The following is a 16,597-nucleotide window of genomic DNA, read 5'->3' as shown; positions in this document are numbered from 1 at the left end:
AGGATTGAAGATCGTCACCTATCCTGAGATCGAGTTGCTGCACTCGAGCGCCCCTCCCGGGCAGCTCGAGCAGCATCTGGTGGCGCTCTTCCAGCAGTTCCACGGACCGCTGTTCCGCTATCTTCGTTCCCTGGGACTCGGAGAGCACGACAGTGAAGAAGTGATCCAGGAAGTGTTCCTGGCTTTGTTTCGGCACTTGCGCGCAGAAAAGCCACAAGACAATCTGCGCGGTTGGCTGTTCCGGGTGGCTCATAATCTGGCGTTAAAGACGCGCCAGCGCGAATCCTTGCCCGAGTTGCTGGATACGGCCGATCCCAATCTAAATCCGGAGCAACTGGCGGTGCGCAACCAACGGCATCGCCGTCTGGCCGCTGTGGTGCGTGCCCTGGACGAACGGGACCGCGCCTGTCTTTCCTTGCGTGCGGAAGGTTTTCGTTATCGCGAGATCTCTGAGATTCTCGATGTTTCCCTTGGCGCGGTTGCGCAATCGATCCAGCGTTCTTTGGAGCGCCTGAACCGGGCGGATGAATCATGAGCCACCTGAGTGATGCCGAGCTGATTCTGGCTTTGGACGGGGAAGTTCCTGGCAGCCGCATTGCTGCTGTCGAGGCCCATTTGTCGGCTTGTGCGGTCTGTCGGGCGCGAAAAGCGTCGTTTGAATCTACCAGTGAAGCTGTTGTAACGCTTTATGAGCAGCAGCCAACGCCTGTGAGCCAACTGCGGTTGCACCGGAAGCAGATGCCATTGCTTGCCGCTGCCGCGGCGATCGCGATCTTCAGTTTTTTACCCTTTGGCCATCGACCTACATACGCTCCTAGCCCTTCGATCACTCCCGGCGCCGTCACTGCCGCGACCAGAGCTGAACTCTGTGCCGCACTGGACGAAGCGGAAGTGCCGGCGATTGCAGCAAGTGCCGCTCATGCGGTGTTTGAGGACTACGGGATTCGCAATCCCAAACCTCGTACTTACGAGATCGACTATCTGATTCCGCCCGACCTCGGTGGTGCAACGGACCGTCGCAATCTCTGGCCCCAGCCTTATGCTGAGGGCACGTGGAATTCGCGCGTTAAGGATGCCCTCGAAGATCGCCTGCATGCGCTGGTCTGCGCTGGCAAACTGGACCTGACAACTGCCCAGCAGGAACTGGCGAGCGATTGGGTGGCTGCTTATCGCAAGTATTTCCGGACGGCGGAGCCGCTCAGCGATCACGCCGCGTTTATCAAAGATCCGGCTTGGCAGTAGAGCGTATCGCTTAGAGACTTGGCGGCCGATTCCGCAGCAGTCATCAAAATCTATAATTATCAATCTGATCTTCCCAGCGCTCGACGAATGATATATAGTCAAGCGAATTTCAAACGCTGAGGGAAATCACATGTCGTTCCGAACGAAGTACCTGGCCGTGCTGCTTGCACTTTGCGTCCCTGCTTGGACACAGAATCTCGGAAGTATTCGCGGCACCATTACGGACCCCTCCGGGGCTGCCGTCCCTGGCGTTAGTGTGACTGCCCTCAATGTCAATACAGGGCTCAAGCAGTCGGTCAACACGGGTACCGATGGCAGCTACAGCATCCTTTATTTGCCGGTGGGTGACTACCGCGTCGGTACTGAACGAGCGGGCTTCCGCCGAGCCGAGACCACCGGCGTCCGTGTCGATGTGGCCAGCGTTGTGGATGTCGATTTCCGATTGACCGTCGGCGGTGTGGATCAGACTGTCGAGGTCACCGCTGCCACTCCCATTCTCGAAACAACTGGCAGCAATCTGGGCAAAGTTGTTGCGACCAAAGCGATCACGGATCTTCCCCTCTTCATCAGTGGCGGCAGTGTCCGAAGCAATCTCGCCTTTGTCATCCTCACTCCCGGCGTCATTGGGCCAGCCAACAATCCACGCATTGGCGGCGGCCTCTTAGATGGTCAAAGCGAACAACTCGATGGCGCCGAAGCGAATAGCGAGCGGCGCAACGATCCGGCCATGAACGGCGTCAGCGTCGAAGGAATGGAGGAGTTCAAAGTGCAGAGCTCCGGCTACTCCGCCGAGTATGGCCGTACCTCCAACGGCGTCATCAACTGGGTGACCAAGTCCGGAACCAACCAGCCGCATGGCAGCGGTTTCCTCTTCAATCGCAACGAAGTCTTTAACGCACGCGGCTTCACCTTTGCCCCCTCGAAGCGTCCGATCGTGCGTCAGTGGAATCCCGGTGGCAGCTTCGGTGGTCCTATCTTCATCCCCAAAGTATTCGATGGGCGCAATAAGGCGTTTTTCTTCTTCGCCTACGAGAAGGCCACGACGCGCAACGGCCAATCGACCGCCTTAGTGAATGCGCCGATCGACGAGTATCTCCAGGGGGACTTCCGCCGCAATGTCGATTCTACCGGCAAGACTTTTCCGCTTTACGATCCCTTCGATGCGAGCGGGAAGATCATTGCCAATGCGGCCGATCGCCCCCGGCTCCAGTGCAACGGTGTGCTCGACGTCCTTTGTCCTTCTCGAATTGATCCGACGGTTGCCAAGCTCATTGCGCTGTTGCCCCATCCCGATGACCCAACCAAGATCGTCAACAACTACCGCTCGCGAAGCTACTCCACTTCCCGGTCTTCCTTGCCTTCCATCAAGCTCGATTACGTCTTCAACGACAAGCACCGCATCAGCTATCTCTACAGCCACTTCTTCAGCCCGGCCACTCCCAGCATTAACAATCTCGAAGGTCTTCCTGGCACCGGATTTCCCTCTGAAGTGATGACCGATTACCATCGCCTGAACGACGATTACACGCTCGCTCCCAATCTGCTCAATCACATCACCATCGGCTTCAATCGCCGTACGGTACTCGAAGCTCCTGGCTATGTCAGTACCTTCCCGGCCGATCTGGCGCGCGCTACCTACGCTCCTGGCACGGTCACTCCTCTGGCGCCTGGCACCTCCACCACTTACAGCACCAGTCTGGCCACCTGGGGCAACAGCGTCTTTACCGATTCCCGCCAACGCACCACCAACATCAAGGAGCAGCTGTCCTGGATCAAGGGCCGCCAGACGATCAAGTTCGGCATGGAGTATCTGACCGGCATCTATCGCCGTCTCGACTTCAACGGCGCCTACGGAACCGTCAGCTTCAGCGCTGCCGGAACAGGCAATCCGAACATCGCCAATAGCGGTTTTGACTTTGCATCTTTTCTACTGGGAACTGCGAGCGGCGGCGGCTTCCGTTATCCAAGTGACACCGCTTTCTTCTGGCCTTACTACGCCTGGTATGTACAGGATGATTTCAAGGTCAACAATCGCTTCACGCTTAACATCGGGTTGCGTTATGAGATTCCGGTGCCGAAAGAAGAGCGCCATCTCCACAACTCGAACTTCTGCCCCACTTGTCCGAATCCTGCTGCGGGTGGCTTGCTTGGCGCCATGCAATTTGCGGGAGTCGATGGCGCTCCCAACCGCTTTGGCCAGACTCGCATGAATGCCTTTGGCCCTCGTCTTGGCATGGCTTACCGTGTCGGGTCCAAGACGGTGCTCCGCGCCGGTGGCTCGATCTATTACCAACCCTCGCGTGAAGATGGCAATGCCGACAACGGCATCCAGGGCTTTGGTGGCACCTTCAGCTCGATTGGCAGCAACCTCTCCAATGGCGTTTCCTATCTGGTGAAAGATGGATACACCTCGTTTGCAACTCAGATTGCCGCGCTGCGGCCTCCGATCTCGAGCCCTGCTGTGCTCAGCGCGAATCTGCTGAATCAGACCCCGTTCTATTACAACCCTACGGCTGGCCGGGCACCCTACTTCGGCGATTGGAACTTCACCGTCGACCACACTCTTACCCAGAGCACCGTCCTGCGCGGCAGCTACCACGCGACCATCGGCAATAAGTTGCTCTCACGGCAGCAGAACCAGAATCAGCTTGATCCCAAGTACTGGGGCATCTATGGGACGCTCCTGAGTCAGCCGGTCAGCTCTGTGATCAACAACCCCGTCGTGGTTGCGGCTGGCTTCAAGCTGCCCTATCCGAACTTCCCGCAGAACCTCCAACTGCAGCAGGCTCTGCGGCCTTATCCGCAGTACTCCGGCATTGGGAGCGATGCGGGTGGGCAGAATGATGGCCACATGACCTTTCATGCCTTAGAGGCGAGCGTCGAGCATCGATTCGATCACGGTCTCTTCATGCTGGTCTCCTACACCTTTGCAAAAGTGATCTCTGGCTCCAACGGCGAAGACGCCAATCGCACCAGTGACGGCAACGTGCAGAACCAGTACAACCGTCGCGCGGACAAAGCCGTTGCGAGCCAGGACACGCCGCACAACCTGCGGATCAGCTATGTCTATGAACTACCCTTTGGGAAGGGGAAGCACTTCCTCGGCAACGCCCACCCGGCGGTGAATGCTGTTCTGGGCAATTGGAAAGTCTCTGCGATCCACACTTACGTCAGCGGCACACCGCTCATGATCACTTGTGGCCAGAACTTCTTTGGGGCTGGTGCGAACGCTCGCTGTAGCTTTGCTCCCGGCGCCACCACAGGCGCCATCCCGTTGCTGAATCCTGCCTGGACCAAAGAGACCGCTTCCACGGTTCCTTATCTCAACAAGGATGCGTTTATTCTTCCTGCGAACATGACCTATGGCGATACTGGCCGCCGGCTCTCTTTTCTGCGTACTCCCTGGACGGTGCAAGAAGATCTTGCAGTGATCAAGAACTTCGCATTGGGCGAGAAGGCGAGACTTGAGATCCGCGCATCGGCTTCAAACGCTTTGAACCGCGTGACCTTCGCTAGCCCGAATACGACGCAGAGCAGCGCGCAGTTCGGACTCTTCACCGCTCAAGGCAATAGCCCGCGCAACATCCAAATGGGCGCTCGCGTCTCTTTCTGATGTTCCGGCTGCTTTCACTCTTGCTCGTCGCCAGCGCCGTTGCTGACGACGAGCGTCTGAGTTTTCAGACGAGTGGGCCCTGGTCGCCGCGTACGAACCTCAACGCCGATGTCGCGATGGTCTACGGCATTGGTCCGCGGATGCCTGCTAATATCGCAAGCTGGAAGGAGCATCGCTATCAGATCCATGTCATGACGGGTGTCGCCTGGGGCCAGTACCAGGACTATCTCAATGGAAGCTTCGATGGCGTCGACCATTGGGATCAGGCGCAGACTGAAGCGAATGGTAAGCGGATCCTCCATGGTGGGAACGCCAATGTCCCATACATCTCGCCCGGCGAAAACTACGGCAAGTATCTGACGCTCGGCGTCAAGCGCGCGCTGGATGCCGGCGCCGAATCCATTCACCTGGAGGAGCCGGAGTTTTGGGCACGTGGTGGCTGGGAAGAGAATTTCAAGCGCGAATGGAAAGCGTATTACCAGCAGGATTGGCAAGCTCCCAACTCCTCACCAGATGCTCAATACCGCGCCTCAAAGTTGAAGTACTATCTCTATCGCCGCGCCTTGTCGCAAGTCTTTGATTTCGTCAGGCAATACGGCAAAGAGAACCATCGCAACATTCGGTGCTACGTTCCAACGCATTCCCTCCTTAACTACGCCCACTGGAAAATCGTCAGTCCGGAGTCCTCGCTGTTGGAGGTTGGCGCTGATGGCTACATCGCCCAAGTGTGGACGGGCACAGCCCGGACGCCCAATGTCTATGAAGGCCGCCGGCAGGAGCGCACCTTTGAAACTGCCTTTCTTGAGTATGGTGCGATGCAAAATCTGGTGCGGGCTTCCGGCCGCCGCGTCTGGTATCTGAACGATCCAATCGAAGACAACCCGAACCATGACTGGGAAGACTACAGAACGAATTGGGAAAGCACTCTCGTTGCCTCGCTGTTGCAACCCGAGGTCTGGCATTACGAAATCATGCCCTGGCCGGACCGCGTCTTCAACAGTCGCCACCCGCTCAAGAGTAGCGACATCACAAACAAAGTCACGATCCCCAAGCCCTATGAAACCGAGCTGCAAACGGTCATCACTGCGCTTGGCGACATGAAGCAATCCGACGTTCGCTGGCTCCGTGCGGGCACTGCCCAGACTGGTGTCCTTGTTGCCGATACGATGATGTTCCAACGCGCGGAACCCGAGCCTTCCGACGCCAACCTCGGGAGCTTCTACGGTCTTGCGCTCCCACTTCTCAAGCGCGGCATCCCTGTCGAAGCCGTTCAGATTGAGAGCGCGAACTCTTCCGGTTTTCTTGATCGATACAAGTTACTCTTCCTCACTTATGAGGGGCAGAAGCCTCCTGATCCGAAGTTCCACGACGCGCTTTCTCAGTGGGTTCGGAAGGGCGGCGCCTTGGTGGTGGTTGATGATGACAAGGATCCTTATCATGGGGTCAAGGAGTGGTGGAATACGGCGCCCTACCAGTTCAAGACTCCTCGGCAACACCTCTTTCAAACTCTGGGGATGCCGCTGGATGCGACGGGGCTGCACCCGATCGGCAAAGGCGTGGTACTGCGTGAGGCGGCATCCCCTGCGGCACTCACCTACGAAGCCAACGGTGCGGAACGGATCCGGCACTTGACCCAGCAAGCGGCTACGGCCGGGAAGGTGCCCTGGGCGGAAAGCAACGCTCTCGTCCTTCGCCGTGGACCCTATCTCATCGCGGCTGGCCTGTCAGAATCGGTTCCCAATGCAAAGCCATTTGTCTTGAGCGGCCGCTATGTCAATCTTTTTGATCCGGAGCTCTCGCTACTTCGCAGGGTCGAAGTCAGCGCGGGAAGTCGAGCGCTTCTTTTCGATCTGGCATACCGTCCATCGAAGATTCCCAAGGTTGTCGCTGCCGGATGCCGTGTCCGGAACGAGAATTTCAAAGACCAGGTGCTCCGCTTCCAGGCTGATGGCATTGGCGATACGCAGGGAATCCTGGCGATCTCCTCTGCTGCGCCACCTACAGAAGTGACGATTGATGGCCAGCCTGTGCGCTTCGACTTTCAAGACGGCCTCACCCGTCTGCGATTTGCGAACTCTCCTGCGGGTCTCCCGGTGGTGTTGCGCTTTACTTCAAAATCGCGTTGATCGGGCCAAGGCCTTCTTCAATCAAGTGGAAGGGCCTGCCGTTCAGTACGAAGTCCATCTTCTTGTGATTGAGGCCTACCTGCTTCAAGATCGTGGACTGCAAGTCGCTAATGTAGTGCGGCTTCTCTACTGCCTGATAGCCCACCTCATCGGTTGCGCCTTCAATCACTCCACCCTTCACTCCGCCGCCTGCGAGCAGTGTGGTGAAGCCCTTGCCATTGTGATCCCGGCCTGTCGTGTTCTGGGACCATGGCGTCCGTCCAAACTCACTGGTCAACACCACCAGCGTGTTGTCTAACAATCCGCGCTGCTTCAGATCCTGAATCAGTCCTGCGATCGGTCGATCGACGGCTCGGCAAAGAGGGCCGTGGGTGCGGATGTCGTCATGCGCGTCCCACCCGCCATTGCCGCCGCCGGAGTGGCAGATCTGAATGAAGCGCACGTCATTCTCCACGAGTCTCCGGGCCAGCAACAGTTGCCGTCCAAAGTCATCGGTCTCCTTTGTGCCAATGCCATAGAGTTCCTTGACATGTTGCGCTTCGGTGGAGAAATCGACAATCTTCGGGGCGGTCAACATCATGTTCCCAGCCAATTCGAAGGCTCTTGTGCGCGCAGCGATCTCGCTCTCCATCGCATAATCTTCGCGGAACTGTTTGTTCAACTCGTGGAGCGACTCGGCCTGCCGGTCGCGTTCCTTCGCGCTCGCTCCTTTTGGGGGAACCAGATCCGGAATTGGCGTATCTCCCGGCTGAAACGGGGTTGCCGAGTAGCTTGCGCCCAAGTAGCCGCCGGTCAGTTGCACGGGCGAGGACGGACGTCCGATGTTCACAAAGGTGGGCAGATTCTTGTTTGCGGTGCCTAACGCATAAGACACCCAACTGCCCAGGGTGGGATGCTCAAACTGGCGCAAGGGCTTGCCGGTCGCGCCCTCAAGCACAGCCGGAAAATGATTCGTCTGGTGGCAGTACATCGAGCGCACCACGGCCATCTCATCGATCACGCCGCCGACATTCGGGAACCAGTCCGATACCGGAATGCCCGATTGTCCATATTGCTTGTAGGTCCGCAGAATCGGAATCACCGGCCGCTTCATCGGTGCATTGTTGTCGCCGAAGCCGATCGCATCCATGATCTTTCCGGCGTGCTTGTTGTCCTTGGGATCGAAGGTATCGATGTGGCTCAAGCCTCCACACAGAAACAGATAGATCACAGACTTCGCCGGAGCCTGGCCCGGCAGGCGTGCGTCAGGGAGCTGCCCTGCATTGGCCCAGAGGGAACCCAAGGCCGAGCCGAGAAAGCCACCGGCAGAACGAACTAGAAAACGCCGCCGCGCGATGCGACCACAGGGATAGAGTTTACTTGGGTCGATCATATTTATCTCACGTAAATGAATTCATCCAGATTGAACAGTAGCCAGGCAAGGCCTGGCAGCCGGGCGGCGTCATTGGCCACATAGGTCAGCGCCTGATCGCTTTCTACACCCGATGGGGGGCGGCCCAAGCTCAGCCGGTAAGCTAGCGTCACGGCTGCCCGGAGATCGCCCTTACTTTCCTGCAGCACACGCTCGGCCAGCTTGCGGGATTCCTGCTCGATCAAGTCGTTGTTCATCGTGAAGAGGGCTTGTGGAGCGGTGACGGTCTGGGTGCGGATGGGGCAGGGGGTTCGTCCATCATCCACGTCGAAGGAGGTGAGAAAGTTGCTCATCACGTCGGTGCTTGGGATGTAGCCGCGGGTCAAATAGATGCCGCGCCGATTCGTGCGGTTATCCGTATTGCCCGCGCCGCGCAGGAAGATCGCCTGCTTCTGGTCCGCAGTACGCAACTGGAAGGACTTGCCACCGATGCTCAAATCGAGATCATTGGAGACATAGTGAAGGGCATCCCAGATCGGCTCTGCCTCCAGCCGCTGCAAGCGGAATCTCCAGAGATAGGAGTTCCGCGCATCGGCTTTCGTGTTTGCCGCCAGGGATTTCGCATCTGCCTTGGAGGAGAGTTGATAGGTGTCGGAGCTGACAATCAAACGATGCAGCCACTTCATGCTGTAGTTGTGTGCGACAAACTCGGCGGCCAGATAATCGAGTAGTTTCTGATTGGTGGGCCGCCCCCCGAGTACACCGAAATCGCTGGTGACGCGGTGTAGCCCTTCGCCAAAGTGCCAAGCCCAGATGCGGTTCACCGCGACACGGGCAAAGAGCGGATTTTTCGCGTCCGTTAGCCAGCCAGTGAAGGCCTCGCGGCGTCCATCGCGGAAGTCGAGATCCTTTGGTTGGAACGGAAAACCCGGCTCGACCGGATGATCCTTTTCTGGACGGTTCGGGTCGCCGGTGTTGAGGATGTAGCTCTGGGCCTTGAGCAGTTCCTTATCTTCTTCGACAGTCCAATAGGATGGCAGCGCCGCTGGGTTTCGGATCGCGCCTTGTTCCTTCAACAGTGCGTTGTACTTGGCCACTTCCTCCTTTGGCATGATCTCCTTGATCTTCGAGGCATCAATCCGAATCACCGGAAAGTAATCGTCAAAGATCTTCTGTTCCGCCTCGGTCCTGTCGCGTTCGGCCTTGCGCACAATCGCCTGCACGTCTGGTGTGAGTTGGGCCACCCGCTCATCGAAAAGCTTGGTGCGGTAAGAGCCCACTAGCGCTTCGATGGCTGCATCGACGGGCGCCTTCTTTCTCTTATATTCGTCCAGTTTTTCTGCGTGTTCAAAGATCTCGGACGGGGTGGCCAGCATCGTATTCTTCAATACCAGCGGATCGAAGATCGCCTTCATCGCATAAAAGTCCCGCTGCGTGATTGGGTCGAATTTATGATCGTGGCATTTGGCGCAAGCGACCGTCACGCCCATGAATGCGGTGGAGATCGTCTCGACGGCAGCAAAGGGGACGTCGCGATCCTTGTCGCCGCGGTTCAGCGCCGCGCGAGCGAGAAAGCCGAGTGCAAAGGTATCGGAGACAGGGCCCTCTACGCGGGTGCGCCGGCCGCCGTTTGAAGTCGCGATCTCCGGCTGATAGCGGTTGCCCAGGATCTGGGCGCGCACAAATCCGTCATAGGGCATGTCCCGGTTCAAGGCGCTGATCATCCAGTCGCGCCAGAGATAGACGCTGCCTGCCGCGGGCATCACGGAGCCGTCGAGTCCATCGAGGTCGGCATAGCGCAGGACGTCCAGCCAATGCCGGGCCCAGCGCACCCCATGCTGTTTGTCCTCGAGTAAGCGATCCACCACTTTCGCGTAGGCCTCGGGAGATTCGTCGCTGAGGAAGGCATCCTGCTCGGCAGGCGTTGGAGGGAGACCGATCAGGTCGAAATAGACGCGCCGCAAGATGGTGAGCTTGTCTGCTTTGCCGACCGGCTGTAGCCCCTTCTCCTGATATACCGCTCCGATCAACGCATCAATCGGATTGTTTGATGAACTCACGCCAACTGGCACGACTGGCTTTACGACAGGTTGTAGCGACCACAGCCGAGCGGCCCGCTTGGCGAACTGCTCTGCTACGGTCTCTTTGGGCGGATCGGCTGCATGGAGAGAGAGAGCCGCAAGCGCAATCCAGACGATGCGGGTAGGGACAAAGCTTGTCATGAGGTGCCTTTAGTCTATAACCGGCGTTGGTCTAATTCCAGGGGGCAGCCAGGTGTGTTTCTATGGTGGCTCCATGCGTGTTTGAATCGATTCTGCGCTTTGTTACAAAGTTGTCGTTTTGGCGTCATTTTTAGCTTTCTAAGTTCCTCGCAGCAATGGAGTTAAGTCCTCCGTAGGTTCGTTCCTTCGCTTTTGCTGTTTATGCGCTATTTGGGCTTCGACAGCAGATTGGATGTGGTGCGCGATGTGCGGTTTCTCGGCTGGATGCCGGGCGATGAGGTTGTGGGCAAAGTTGCGGATGACGTAGTCGCAGAAGTTGGCTCCATGGCGGATGTGTTGAGAGGCGTGGAACTTCCCCTTGCTCCCTCTGGGCCTGATCTGGCGGCTTTGGTTGGCATCGCGAAAACCTTTGGTGCAACTGAAAAAGCCCGAGACTTGGAGTCTCGGGCTTGCTCGAAGGACGCTACTGCGCCTTCGGAAATATAGTAGCAGGAGCTTGAGAGTGGGATATGCGAATGTCGCCTAACGTATTGATCGTTGGGGAGAAATTTTTTGCGGGATCGGAATGATCGAATCGCGAAAGTCCGGGCGAGGCTCGCGGTGAGTCTGGGCCGCGGAAAGGCTATCTCGCGATCACGGCTCTATTGCCGCACTGTTTCACTTGAGGCGTTTCCTGCTCCTTCAGCCCTGGATCGACGGTCAGGCCATCACCCGAACATGATGGATCACGAACACGCAAGAGGGCAGCGCTCGATTCTGCTCTGTTCCGGTGGGAGTTACGCTTCCGCAAGGATCCCCGGTATCGCATTTTGATGGGGAGGTCTTGGGTGAGAGCTTCTGCACATCCCGTATTACACCAGCGGACCTCATCGAGGCTTTTTTATTCATGAGATGCGTCTCGGCTCATCCTTCCGAGGAGAAACACAAGATGAACGTCCTGCCAAGAGCTTTGTCTCATTCCATCGCCGACGGGCCAACGTTGCTACTTGTTCTGAAAGTCGAACAGTCAGTACTTAAGAGGCAAGAGTTTTTCTCACGGCTGCAGGAGGTTTTTGGGCTTCTAGAAGGCATTCTGGTTCCTAAAAAACTGAAAATGAAGGGCTTTTCCCAGCGGTTTCGCCGTGGGTAATTTATTCAGAGCGTTCTGTTTTTAGAACAAATAGTTGAAGGATGAAATTAGGTCGAGCTGTATTGGAAAAATACTTAAGCAGCTGTACTTTTTATAAGTACTGGATGGTATAAAAGAAATTCTCTTCATGTTTGATGTTGCTCCTGGTATTGAGCTCTGGGGTGCGGATTCATAGAAAGTCATCTTTTATCATCTATGCAGGTTGAAACTTGGGTACGGATTCTTTCGCTGTTGTCACTTTGTGCGGTTGGTTTGCTTGGACAGACGAAAGAATACATCCGGCTAAATGGCAGATTAGTCGCGATCGAAAATACTGCCCAGGGCGCGTGTTTAGGCGCGACCAACGCAATCCGGTTTTTGAGCACCGGTCGAGACGCAAGCGGCAGCAATACGCTATTGGCTGATGGTTCTGTCGACCCCAACTGGAAGATGGTGTCTCATTCGGGAAGCCATGGAGGCAGTTCCGGTACCGAGGCAATTGTCACCTCGTCGCTGACGGGTGGAAGTACGAGTGCCGCAAAATACATCAGTCCGGTTGCCGGGGCAGGGGCTGTGGTGCCCGGCTACTATGTGTTCCGGCAGATGGTAGACCTCAGTTGCCACGATCCAGCCACAACGATGATCGCCGGCGATGTTATTGCGGATGATTCTGTGCAGATCTTCGTCAATGGAGTTGCCAGAACTGCAAGTTTGGGGCCCTATCATACGGTGAATCCTTTCTCGATTTCCGGGAGCGGTGGCGGAATATTTGTGCAGGGCTGGAATGTTGTGGATTTTGTGGTGCGGAATGCAGGTACGAGCCCAACCACCAGTGGAATGAGGGTGCAGATTACCAGCGCCATCGCGACGGCGGCCACAAGTGCGAGTGGTGCGAAGTTTGAGGTCACGCGGAGTCCGGCTGGTGCGAATCTGACGGGCGGCGCAAGTGTTGGCCTGAGCAGTGGTTCAGAGGCTGTGACGTGGACGCTGGAAGGGAGTGCAGGCGGAACGCTGACGCCAAATGGGACAGCGGCCACTTATGTCGCGCCCAGTTTCTTTGCGGATCTCTCGGTCGCAATTGTGAAGGCGACAAACGGAACGGGCGTGGTTTCTTATCAGCCACTCTGGTTCAATGCGGGAGGCGCGGCGGGTGTGGTCACGATCTCGGGGAACAGCGGTACCGCAATGGGCGCCTCGACGACACGAAGTTTGAGTGCAAGCGTAACGAATGTGCCGAGCGGCGAGGCGACGACTGCGCGCTGGAGCATCCTCAGCTATCCGCCGGGCAATTCGCCAGCAGGGGGGACCCTGTCCACTGGCACCAATTGTGCCGCTTCGACCACCTATACGGCTCCGTCGACAATTACGAACAATTCACAGCCTGTACGGATTCAGGCCGAGAGTTGCTATAACTCTTCGTGGAAGAGTGAGGTCCAAGTCAATCTTTCTACGGGAACTACGGTACAAGTCAGTCTTGCGCCGAAGGATTTCTCGACGCTGGAGAACACAAGCACCAAGGCCTTTACCGCAACCGTAAGCGGCGCGACGAGCAACACCCAAGTGAACTGGAGCATTGTGGGCGGCGGCCCAGGACAGCTCGCGTCTGTGACCGGCAATAGCGTGATCTACAACCCGGCAGGAGGAACAGGGAGCGTTACGCTGCGGGCGACAAGCCAGGAAAATTCAAATGTATCTGACAGTTGGAGCTTCACGCTGACGAACCCGGCGCAAAGCGGTAGCGGGGCATTTACTCCCGCAAGCGGCACAGTGGAGACAACGCTTCAAGTGACCGTGAATGGGGGGAGCAGCATCAACAATATTGGTGAGGTTTGGTTCAATCTGAGTAGTTCCAGCACGCAGAATGTGGTGGCTTCTCCGAGGGCTTGCCGATTCCGCTACAGCCGTTCCATACTGCCGGACCGCATTCAGCTCGATGACGCTGCTGGGGCGGGGAGTGGTTGGCAGGAGGCTCGTTTCGGAACCAATGACCTGCCTTCGAATGCTGCCTGTGCCATCGTGGCGAGCCAGAGTTCTGTCTCCACGAGCGGCAGCATCTTAACCTTGACGATCCGCTTGCAGAACCGGGGGATGTCAGGGGCACGATATGCCTATCTCTGGACGGCTTTGCCGCAGAACGGATCGACTCCCATGGCGCCACAAAATATCGGCACCTGGACCCCCAGCACACCAATCACGATGACCTTGAGCAGCTCGCTGGGCAGCACTCCTTCGGTGTATTCGGGGCAGACGGTTCTGCTTCGCGCGCAAGTGACGAATATGCCGACCGGGGGGTCTGTGGTGTGGTCACTGGATGTGCCAGATGGAAGCATTGCCTCGACCACTCCGGACATCGGGTATCAAGGGGCGGCGAATTACACCGCACATAACTCAGGAAGTAATCGCGTGATCAAGGCGATCGCCCGTGTCTTGTCGAATACTGGAGTGGAATCGGAAAAGGCAGAGATCTCGATCAATGTGTTGTCGACCGCTTCCTCGCCGCCCACGGTGGAGTTTTATAATCCCTTTACCTTGAGTGATAAGAATCCTTCTGTGGTGAATCAGACGCTTGCCGCGAATGGCAGCACTCCGCATTGGATCAATTGGGGGGTGAAGAACACTCCTTACCACTCGAGCTACTGTACTCCGACAGGCTGCTACAACATTCAAGAAGTCCAGCTCAATATCAATCGATCTGCAGGTGAGTCCAACTTGTCGCAAATCCGCGCGAATGGATGCAGGGTCCTGGTGCAAGTGTATCCAGGCAATCAGTGGGGCGGTACGCCTAGCTATTATGTGCTCCTCATGGACGATGCAGGGATGAACTATGGGGGCACCTTCTTCTATCCCCAGTCGGGCGGCAACTTCACGCTCAATAATAGCCAGTGCACCATTACCGTAAATTCCTCGATTGGAGCCTACGCAATGGCCGCTGGGAATGACGTCAGCATCTTGGGATTGGGGATGCAATTCACCTTTAAGACCGGATTTCAGGGAAAACGGGAGATCTACATCCTGGGGCAGCGATTGGGCGGGGACTGGAGCGGCTGGGGCCATCCTGGCTCTTTGAACTTGAACTAGGAAGAAATTGGGAGAGAAGAGTGATGAAAATACAGGCATTCAAATACGCGGCTTGGTTGGTTCTGGCGACGGGAATGGGTTGGGCGCAAGTTGCCCGGAACGGAAGCATCGGGGGCACTGTTCTTGACGAAAAGGGCAATCCTTTTGAAGGCGCCCGGGTGATGGCAACCTTGCTTGCAGACCAGACGGAGAAGTATACGCCGTGGCAAGGGTACGCTGTTAGCGGAAAAGATGGCAGTTACGAAGTTGCGAATGCTCCATCGGGACGCTTTGAGCTGTGTCTCTATGTTCCTGGCAATGAATATGTAAATGTCTGCCAGTGGGGGAAGCCTGTGGCTGTTGTGAGCGTTGGGGCGGGCGCAAGGACGACGAGCAACGTGAATCTTACCTTAGGGAAAGAAGTGCGGCTGAGGCTGGATGACCCTGAGGGTTACCTGGAGCGGCACGACGGCAAAACCATTGGGGCGATCGTCAGTATCGGAGTGTATACAGAAGAGCGGATGATCATCACGGCGGAGCCGTTGGGGCAGCAGGTGAAGGGATCGAAGGCCTACCGGGTGCTGGTGCCGGTGGATGCGAAGTGGCGGGTGCGAGCGGATAGCCCCTTCTTTACGTTTGAGGCGCCGAATGAAGGCGCGCAACCGCTGGCAGTGTTGATGGAATTGGACCAGAAGGTGAAGGCAACGGAGAAGGACAAGGAAATCCTGGTGCGGGTGAAGGGCTTGAAGGCTCAGGTGGTGGCGCAGTGAGGGATACTGCTTGGAATCTGCTGCATCGCTCATGGAGAGCGGAGATCTAAGGCGCATTGTCCGCCGTTTTTCTGCAGGCAATCATTTTGACTTCCGACGCAGTGTGGCGGGATGAGAAAAATTCCAGTGTGTGGCTGGTGCGTGGACCTGATGGAAGGGGAAAACTCTATGCGGGTCCAGTGCAATCAATTCATTGTTCCAACAGGATGACAAGAGGGGAAGAGGAGCTTCGATGAATCGGAGAGTATTTCTAGGAATGTGTGGAGGGAGCTCTTTCGGCTGGGCTCAATCCAAGGAAGTGGCAACGGCGACTCCCTCGACTTTGGTTTCGTTCGGGAGCGTTCCGAATGTGACGCAGAAGTATCTGAAATCCGTTGGGGACCGGTTGATCCAACCTGGGAAGGAGCGGAGCTCCTTCTCGGGCACGATTGCGGTTGGCGATGCTGCAGGAACTGCGATTCAGTGGACAAATGAGTTTCCGGGAAAGCTCAAGATTGACGGACTTGGGAAAAGCTTAGTCTTTGATCTCGGCAAATCTGCTCGTCAAAGTCTTGATGAGCTCGATGATGAACTGCTTGAAGTTCTGAGTGCGGATACACCGGACGCGTTCTTTGACCAAATGCAGAAGGGAAGCTTCCCCCGAATGCTGGGCGCCAACTTCCAGGTTGAGGGTGTGAAGGGGTTTGGGGCGACGGTGGATATCTTTCAGGTGGTTGTTCCTGTCACGGCACGAAAGGTTGCCGGGACCGTTGCGAAGCACTACATGTTTGACAACCAAACCGGACTGTTGTTCCGGGTGGCTTATCAGAAAGTGCTCAGCGGCGCCGCCAGCAAGGTGGTGACTGAATGGAATGGGTATGAGAAAACAGACGGTACGAATTGGACTCCCAAGCAAATCACCCGAAGACAGAACGGCGCTAAGAAGTTTGAAGTCAAGATTCAAACCAGCGCGCTGAGAGCGACGGCGAACGACAACCTGTTTGCTTTGGCGAAGTAGTGGTGGAGCGGAGTTGAGATTGAGCACGAGGAAGTGTATGAAGATTGGATTTGCAAGCTTGATGATGTGGCTCGGGGCAACGATACTGCTTGGGCAGACGCCGGAGTTTGG

Annotated in this window: 11 protein-coding genes; 9 read left to right on the top strand and 2 right to left on the bottom strand. The window is 56.7% G+C overall.

The genetic code is table 11. The features are described 5' to 3' along the window. The first annotated feature begins 4 nt into the window (after nt 1–4). From M017_RS0104840 to M017_RS0104825, 4 genes are all read left to right on the top strand, one after another. Nucleotides 5–535, top strand: a complete 531-nt coding sequence (locus M017_RS0104840; RefSeq protein ID WP_031496228.1) for an RNA polymerase sigma factor — start codon at nt 5–7, stop codon at nt 533–535. After that, on the top strand, nt 532–1,242 hold the full coding sequence (locus M017_RS27390; protein WP_051669514.1) for an anti-sigma factor family protein: 711 nt from the start codon (nt 532–534) through the stop codon (nt 1,240–1,242). Before M017_RS0104840 ends, M017_RS27390 begins: the two co-directional genes overlap by 4 nt. 130 nt (nt 1,243–1,372) lie before the next feature. Beyond that, nucleotides 1,373–4,855, top strand: coding sequence for a TonB-dependent receptor (locus tag M017_RS0104830; RefSeq protein ID WP_031496225.1), 3,483 nt, complete (start codon nt 1,373–1,375; stop codon nt 4,853–4,855). Continuing rightward, the gene (locus M017_RS0104825; protein ID WP_031496223.1) at nt 4,855–6,981 is read left to right on the top strand and encodes a PLP-dependent aminotransferase family protein; all 2,127 of its coding nucleotides are present in this window, start codon (nt 4,855–4,857) and stop codon (nt 6,979–6,981) included. Before M017_RS0104830 ends, M017_RS0104825 begins: the two co-directional genes overlap by 1 nt. On the opposite strand, the gene M017_RS0104820 is transcribed toward M017_RS0104825, so the two are convergent. Further along, nucleotides 6,962–8,353, bottom strand: coding sequence for a DUF1501 domain-containing protein (locus M017_RS0104820; RefSeq protein WP_031496222.1), 1,392 nt, complete (start codon nt 8,351–8,353; stop codon nt 6,962–6,964). The genes M017_RS0104825 and M017_RS0104820 overlap by 20 nt on opposite strands. 2 nt (nt 8,354–8,355) lie before the next feature. Further along, nucleotides 8,356–10,554, bottom strand: a complete 2,199-nt coding sequence (locus tag M017_RS0104815; RefSeq protein ID WP_051669513.1) for a DUF1549 and DUF1553 domain-containing protein — start codon at nt 10,552–10,554, stop codon at nt 8,356–8,358. Nucleotides 10,555–10,746: 192 nt separating this feature from the next. On the opposite strand from M017_RS0104815, the gene M017_RS0104810 reads away from it, so the two are divergent. From M017_RS0104810 to M017_RS0104790, 5 genes are all read left to right on the top strand, one after another. Then, on the top strand, nt 10,747–11,040 hold the full coding sequence (locus M017_RS0104810; RefSeq protein ID WP_031496220.1) for a hypothetical protein: 294 nt from the start codon (nt 10,747–10,749) through the stop codon (nt 11,038–11,040). Between the two features lie 442 nt (nt 11,041–11,482). Continuing rightward, complete coding sequence (locus M017_RS30120; RefSeq protein WP_238325814.1) at nt 11,483–11,683, top strand: hypothetical protein; 201 nt, start codon at nt 11,483–11,485, stop codon at nt 11,681–11,683. 357 nt (nt 11,684–12,040) lie between these two features. Then, nucleotides 12,041–14,740 carry a hypothetical protein gene (locus tag M017_RS0104800; protein ID WP_155121243.1) on the top strand — a complete coding sequence of 900 codons (2,700 nt, stop codon included), beginning with the start codon at nt 12,041–12,043 and terminating at the stop codon, nt 14,738–14,740. 23 nt (nt 14,741–14,763) lie between these two features. Beyond that, entirely contained in the window at nt 14,764–15,489 is a 726-nt protein-coding gene (locus M017_RS0104795; protein ID WP_080507507.1) for a carboxypeptidase-like regulatory domain-containing protein, read from the top strand. 232 nt (nt 15,490–15,721) lie between these two features. Further along, complete coding sequence (locus tag M017_RS0104790) at nt 15,722–16,486, top strand: hypothetical protein (RefSeq protein WP_155121242.1); 765 nt, start codon at nt 15,722–15,724, stop codon at nt 16,484–16,486. Nucleotides 16,487–16,597 lie beyond the last annotated feature (111 nt).

This window comes from Bryobacter aggregatus MPL3 (assembly GCF_000702445.1).
Taxonomy (GTDB): domain Bacteria; phylum Acidobacteriota; class Terriglobia; order Bryobacterales; family Bryobacteraceae; genus Bryobacter; species Bryobacter aggregatus.
The sequence above is the reverse complement of the archived record's forward strand: the minus strand, read 5'-3'. Positions and strand labels throughout refer to the sequence as shown.

Bases quoted from the DNA above. Each gene is read 5' to 3' on its own strand.
- M017_RS27390 (WP_051669514.1), top strand. From the start codon at position 532: ATGAGCCACCTGAGTGATGCCGAGCTGATTCTGGCTTTGGACGGGGAA.
- M017_RS0104830 (WP_031496225.1), top strand. From the start codon at position 1,373: ATGTCGTTCCGAACGAAGTACCTGGCCGTGCTGCTTGCACTTTGCGTC.
- M017_RS0104825 (WP_031496223.1), top strand. From the start codon at position 4,855: ATGTTCCGGCTGCTTTCACTCTTGCTCGTCGCCAGCGCCGTTGCTGAC.
- M017_RS0104820 (WP_031496222.1), bottom strand. From the start codon at position 8,353: ATGATCGACCCAAGTAAACTCTATCCCTGTGGTCGCATCGCGCGGCGG.
- M017_RS0104815 (WP_051669513.1), bottom strand. From the start codon at position 10,554: ATGACAAGCTTTGTCCCTACCCGCATCGTCTGGATTGCGCTTGCGGCT.
- M017_RS30120 (WP_238325814.1), top strand. From the start codon at position 11,483: ATGAACGTCCTGCCAAGAGCTTTGTCTCATTCCATCGCCGACGGGCCA.
- M017_RS0104795 (WP_080507507.1), top strand. From the start codon at position 14,764: ATGAAAATACAGGCATTCAAATACGCGGCTTGGTTGGTTCTGGCGACG.
- M017_RS0104790 (WP_155121242.1), top strand. From the start codon at position 15,722: ATGAATCGGAGAGTATTTCTAGGAATGTGTGGAGGGAGCTCTTTCGGC.